Here is a 4,337-nt window from a genome sequence, read left to right as displayed (position 1 = left end):
TGCGTGCTCTCGGCGTGCCGGGTGAAAGCCCTCGTACTGGGCGTACTCGGGCTTTCGGCCGGTGCGGCGAGAGCACGTGCCGGGCGTTCCAGGTGGCGTGCGGGGCTTTCGAAACACCCCCTAGGGGGCGGTGGCGGGCTCGGCTGCGTGGGCGCGGTGCAGGAGGTCCACGAACTCCGGGGCGCCGGGCAGCGGCACGGCGCCGATCCGGCTGACCGGCACGCCGGGGGTCCAGGAGTTCATGACCACCGCGCCCGCCAGCTCCCGCACACCCTCGGGGGTCACCTCCCGCACGCGCTGCGGGACGCCGAGCCGGTCGAGCTGCCGCCGTACGACGCCCTGCATGGTTCCGGCCAGTACCGCCGCCTCGGGCCAGATCACCGCGGTGCCGTCCCAGAAGGCGAGGTTCCAGATGGTGCCCTCGCTCAGCCGCCCCCGGCGGTCGACGAACGCGGCGTCGTCGAACCCCCGCTCGACGGCCTGCCGCAGGTGGTACGTCTTGGCGACCTCGCCGACGTGCTTGACGGCGGGCAGGTCCCGTTCGTGGGCGACCGCCGCCAGCGCCAGCGGCCCGTCCGGGCCCGACGCGGGAGGCCCGGTGCGGACCAGCAGATCGGGCTCCGTGCCGCCCCCGCCCGCCGTGAACTCGCCGGCGCGGGAGTAGGCCGTGGCCGTCAGCGAGAGGTCGCCCTGCCCGGCCTCCAGCGCCGTGCGCAGCCAGGAGCGGACCCGGTCGTCGGGCAGGGCCTTGCCGAACATCTCCAGGGAGGCCGACCGCAGCCGCGCCAGATGCAGGTCGAGGCCCCGGATCCGGCCGCCGCGCACCTGCGCCGCCGTGAAGTGGGCGTAGCCCGCGAAGGCGAGCGGGGCCAGCTCCTCCGCGGTCGCCGTACGGCCGTTGCGGTGCGCGACGTACGTCGCGGAATGTGTGCTCATACGCCGGACGTTAAGGTGTGACACCGGTGGGAAGGTCAAACGGAGGCACGGGCGCACATGCTGATCGGTGAGCTGTCGCGGCGTACCGGCGTCAGCAGGCGCCTGCTGCGGTACTACGAGGCGCAGGGCCTGCTGGAGGCGGAGCGCGGCGCCAACGGCTACCGGGAGTACGGCGAGGAGTCGGTCGTCACGGTGCGCAGGATCCGCGCGCTGCTGCGGGCCGGGCTGTCCACGGAGGTCATCCGCGAGGTGCTGCCGTGCGCGCGCGGCGAGGGGCCGGGCCCCGGGATCGACTGGTGCGCGGAGCTGCGCGAGCTGCTGGAGGGCGAGCTGGCGACGCTGGAGGAGCGCATCGAGGGGCTCAGCCGCAACCGGGACTCCCTCACGGCGCTGCTGTCCGCGCGCCCGTAGCCGCCGCGTCCGCCGACCGCTCGACGATGACGAGGGTGCCCCGGCTGCCGGGGCGCACCGCGTGCTCGACACCCGCCTCGACCACGTACAGCTCCCCCGCGCGCACGTCGGTCTCGACGCCGTCGGCCAGCAGCCGCAGCGTGCCCTCCACCACCAGCAGCGCTTCCGCCGCCTCATGGGACTCCGGCGCCAGGGGGCGTCCGTCCATCCGCAGCACCTTCACGTCCGAGCCCGCGACCCGCACGAGCGGGAGCGAGCTCCACGCGTCGGGCAGGTCCGCGGCCGTCTTCCGGATGTCGACAACGCTCATGGCATACCTCCTGGCGGGCCGGAGACGCCCGCGCTCGTCGTTCAGGGATGCGGTGACGCTACGACAGGACGGGGCGCGGGTGGTCGACCGTTCGGTAAAACCTGGCCGGGCGTGGGCTACACCACCTCGCCGCCCACGCCCCAGCGCCCGTCCGGGACGCCGAAGATCTCGACGGACGCGAGGCCGTGAATGAGCCGTGGCCCGACGGGGCCGTCGAGGACGTTCTCGGGGATTCGCACGTCAAAGTGGGGCATGGCGACACTCCGTTCGGCAAGGAGGAGCACGGGAGGCCGAAGTGGCAGATTTCCCTTTAGCAGCAAATCAACTTTGGCAGCAAAGCAATTAAGGGAGCAGTCGGTGTCAACGACAGACGGACGACGAGAGGGACTCGACGAGACGGAGGCCATCCGGGCAGTGCTGCTGCTGATGCCCCGCATCGTCGGGCGCGCCAGGCGGATCCCGGTGCCCGACGAACTGCAGTCCCTGGCCCTCGCGCCCCGGCACCTCTCCCTGCTGTCCTATCTGCTCTTCGACGGACCGGCGACGGTGAACGACCTCGCGGCCCGGCTGGAAGTCGCCCCGACAACCGTCAGCCTGCTGGTCGGCGAGCTGAGCCGGAAGGGCGTGCTGGAGCGCCGCGAGGACGAGCTGGACCGGCGCCGCCGCATCGTGAGCATCGCGGAGAGCTGGACGCCCACCATCGCCGGCTGGCTCTCCCGCGGCGCCGACGCCTGGCGCCAGGCGCTCGCCCCGCTCACCCCGGCCGAGCGGCTGATGTTCCTGGACACGCTCCGGTCGTACGAGGAGGCGATGGCGGACGCGGAAGAGTGAGGGCGGGCCCGCGCACGGGCCCGCCCTCACTCTCTCCTCGCCGGTCTCTCCTCGCCGGTCTCTCCTCGCCGGCTCAGAGCAGGCCGAGGCCGCGCACGGCCTCCCGCTCCTCGCTCAGCTCCGCCACGGACGCGTCGATCCGGGTGCGGGAGAACTCGTTGATCTCCAGCCCCTGGACGATCTCGTAGCGGCCGCCCTCGGTGGTGACCGGGAAGGACGAGATCAGGCCCTCCGGGACGCCGTAGGAGCCGTCGGACGGGATGCCCATGGAGGTCCAGTCGCCGTCGGCGGTGCCCCGGACCCAGGTGTGGACGTGGTCGACGGCGGCGTTCGCCGCGGAGGCGGCGGACGAGGCGCCGCGGGCCTCGATGATCGCCGCACCGCGCTTGGCGACGGTCGGGATGAAGTCCTCCGCCAGCCACTTCTCGTCGTTCACGAGCTGCGCGGCGTTCTTGCCGCCGACCTCGGCGTGGAAGATGTCCGGGTACTGGGTGGCGGAGTGGTTGCCCCAGATCGTCAGCCGCCTGATGTCCGCGACCTGCGCGTCCGTCTTCTTCGCGAGCTGGGTGAGCGCGCGGTTGTGGTCGAGGCGGGTCATGGCCGTGAAGCGCTCGGCGGGCACGTCCGGCGCCGCCGCCTGGGCGATCAGCGCATTGGTGTTCGCCGGGTTGCCGACGACGAGGACCTTGACGTCGTCGGCCGCGTGGTCGTTGATGGCCCTGCCCTGCGGCTTGAAGATGCCGCCGTTCGCCTCCAGCAGGTCACCGCGCTCCATGCCCTTGGTGCGGGGGCGGGCGCCGACGAGCAGCGCGACGTTCGCGCCGTCGAAGGCGACGTTCGGGTCGTCGCTGATCTCGATGCCCCGCAGCAGCGGGAAGGCGCAGTCGTCCAGCTCCATCGCGGTGCCCTCGGCGGCCTGCAGCGCCGGAGTGATCTCCAGCAGCCGGAGCCGCACCGGCACATCCGCGCCCAGCAACTGGCCGGACGCGATCCGGAACAGCAGCGCGTAGCCGATCTGGCCGGCGGCGCCGGTGACGGTGACATTGACGGGAGTGCGGGTCATGGCGATCTCCGTAGTGCCTGGTAGAACCTGACGTGGCTGGCGGCTCGTGGCAGCCCGGAGTCTCTTAAGTTCTCTCTACGTCAAGAGACCCGTCGGCCAGGCTATCCGACGGGCCCGGAGCCGTCCGGTGAGGGGCCGCCCGGCAGCCCCGGGCCGGCGGGAGCCGTGCTTCCTCCCGGCGCTACCGGACCGTCTTGCCCGGAGTGGTGCAGCCGCTGCCGCCGCCGGTGAGCTTCGCACACGCCTTCGCCTCGTCCGCGTCCCGCACCGAGACCATCGGGGTGTAGGCGTCGTTGGTCGCCTCCACCGCGTCCTTCTCGGACTGGTCGCCGCCCGCCGATATGGTCAGCGCGTCGCCCCGCGCGGCGCTGGTGATCCGCCCCCAGGACGCCTTGCACACCTTGCTGTAGCGGACCTCGACCAGGCTGCGGCCCACCCACGCCGAGCTGACGCTCTTGGCGTACTGGCCGCCGCAGCCCATGGTCTCCGGGTCCTTGCCCGAGCACTCCTTGCCGGAGCACATCACCCCGGAGGGGAGGGCCTTCTTCTTCGCCGTCGGGGACGGCGGCGGCGAGGACGACTTCTCCTCGTCCCCGCCCATGTCGAAGAAGAGCACCGCCGCGGCGATCACGACCAGCGCGCCGACGACTCCGGCCAGGAACATGGTGGCCCGGCGGCGGTTCGCGCCGCCTTCGCCCTCGGCGGGGGCCGCGGGACCGGGGGTGTCGCCCGGCCCCGCCGGGGCTATCGGCGGGGTGGCCGAGGCGGCGTTCAGATACGTGGTGG

7 protein-coding genes are annotated in these 4,337 nt (G+C 72.8%); 2 read left to right on the top strand and 5 right to left on the bottom strand.

The annotated features are described in order from the left end of the window. Positions 1-120 precede the first annotated feature (120 nt). Complete coding sequence (locus tag G5C65_RS32090) at positions 121-936, bottom strand: aminotransferase class IV family protein (RefSeq protein ID WP_165302563.1); 816 nt, start codon at positions 934-936, stop codon at positions 121-123. Between the two features lie 57 nt (positions 937-993). Between G5C65_RS32090 and G5C65_RS32085 the strand changes: the two genes are divergently transcribed. After that, positions 994-1,347, top strand: coding sequence for a MerR family transcriptional regulator (locus G5C65_RS32085; protein ID WP_165302562.1), 354 nt, complete (start codon positions 994-996; stop codon positions 1,345-1,347). On the opposite strand, the gene G5C65_RS32080 is transcribed toward G5C65_RS32085, so the two are convergent. Together G5C65_RS32080 and G5C65_RS32075 are read right to left on the bottom strand one after the other, a co-directional pair. Further along, positions 1,319-1,657: a cupin domain-containing protein gene (locus G5C65_RS32080; RefSeq protein WP_165302561.1), complete on the bottom strand. Its 339-nt coding sequence runs from the start codon at positions 1,655-1,657 to the stop codon at positions 1,319-1,321. The genes G5C65_RS32085 and G5C65_RS32080 overlap by 29 nt on opposite strands. Before the next feature lie 116 nt (positions 1,658-1,773). Continuing rightward, a complete protein-coding gene (locus G5C65_RS32075) occupies positions 1,774-1,911 on the bottom strand; it encodes a hypothetical protein (RefSeq protein ID WP_165302560.1) in 138 nt (45 codons plus the stop codon). A 172-nt stretch (positions 1,912-2,083) separates the two neighbouring features. On the opposite strand from G5C65_RS32075, the gene G5C65_RS32070 reads away from it, so the two are divergent. Next, complete coding sequence (locus G5C65_RS32070) at positions 2,084-2,488, top strand: MarR family winged helix-turn-helix transcriptional regulator (protein WP_165302564.1); 405 nt, start codon at positions 2,084-2,086, stop codon at positions 2,486-2,488. Between the two features lie 73 nt (positions 2,489-2,561). On the opposite strand, the gene G5C65_RS32065 is transcribed toward G5C65_RS32070, so the two are convergent. Further along, entirely contained in the window at positions 2,562-3,551 is a 990-nt protein-coding gene (locus G5C65_RS32065; protein ID WP_165302559.1) for a malate dehydrogenase, read from the bottom strand. A 181-nt stretch (positions 3,552-3,732) separates the two neighbouring features. Beyond that, on the bottom strand, positions 3,733-4,337 hold a 605-nt coding region (locus G5C65_RS32060), incomplete at its 5' end, for a DUF2690 domain-containing protein (RefSeq protein ID WP_165302558.1).

This window comes from Streptomyces boncukensis (genome assembly GCF_011045075.1).
GTDB classification, from domain to species: domain Bacteria; phylum Actinomycetota; class Actinomycetes; order Streptomycetales; family Streptomycetaceae; genus Streptomyces; species Streptomyces boncukensis.
The sequence above is the reverse complement of the archived record's forward strand: the minus strand, read 5'-3'. Positions and strand labels throughout refer to the sequence as shown.

Bases quoted from the DNA above. Each gene is read 5' to 3' on its own strand.
- G5C65_RS32075 (WP_165302560.1), bottom strand. From the start codon at position 1,911: ATGCCCCACTTTGACGTGCGAATCCCCGAGAACGTCCTCGACGGCCCC.
- G5C65_RS32080 (WP_165302561.1), bottom strand. From the start codon at position 1,657: ATGAGCGTTGTCGACATCCGGAAGACGGCCGCGGACCTGCCCGACGCG.
- G5C65_RS32065 (WP_165302559.1), bottom strand. From the start codon at position 3,551: ATGACCCGCACTCCCGTCAATGTCACCGTCACCGGCGCCGCCGGCCAG.
- G5C65_RS32085 (WP_165302562.1), top strand. From the start codon at position 994: ATGCTGATCGGTGAGCTGTCGCGGCGTACCGGCGTCAGCAGGCGCCTG.
- G5C65_RS32070 (WP_165302564.1), top strand. From the start codon at position 2,084: ATGCCCCGCATCGTCGGGCGCGCCAGGCGGATCCCGGTGCCCGACGAA.
- G5C65_RS32090 (WP_165302563.1), bottom strand. From the start codon at position 936: ATGAGCACACATTCCGCGACGTACGTCGCGCACCGCAACGGCCGTACG.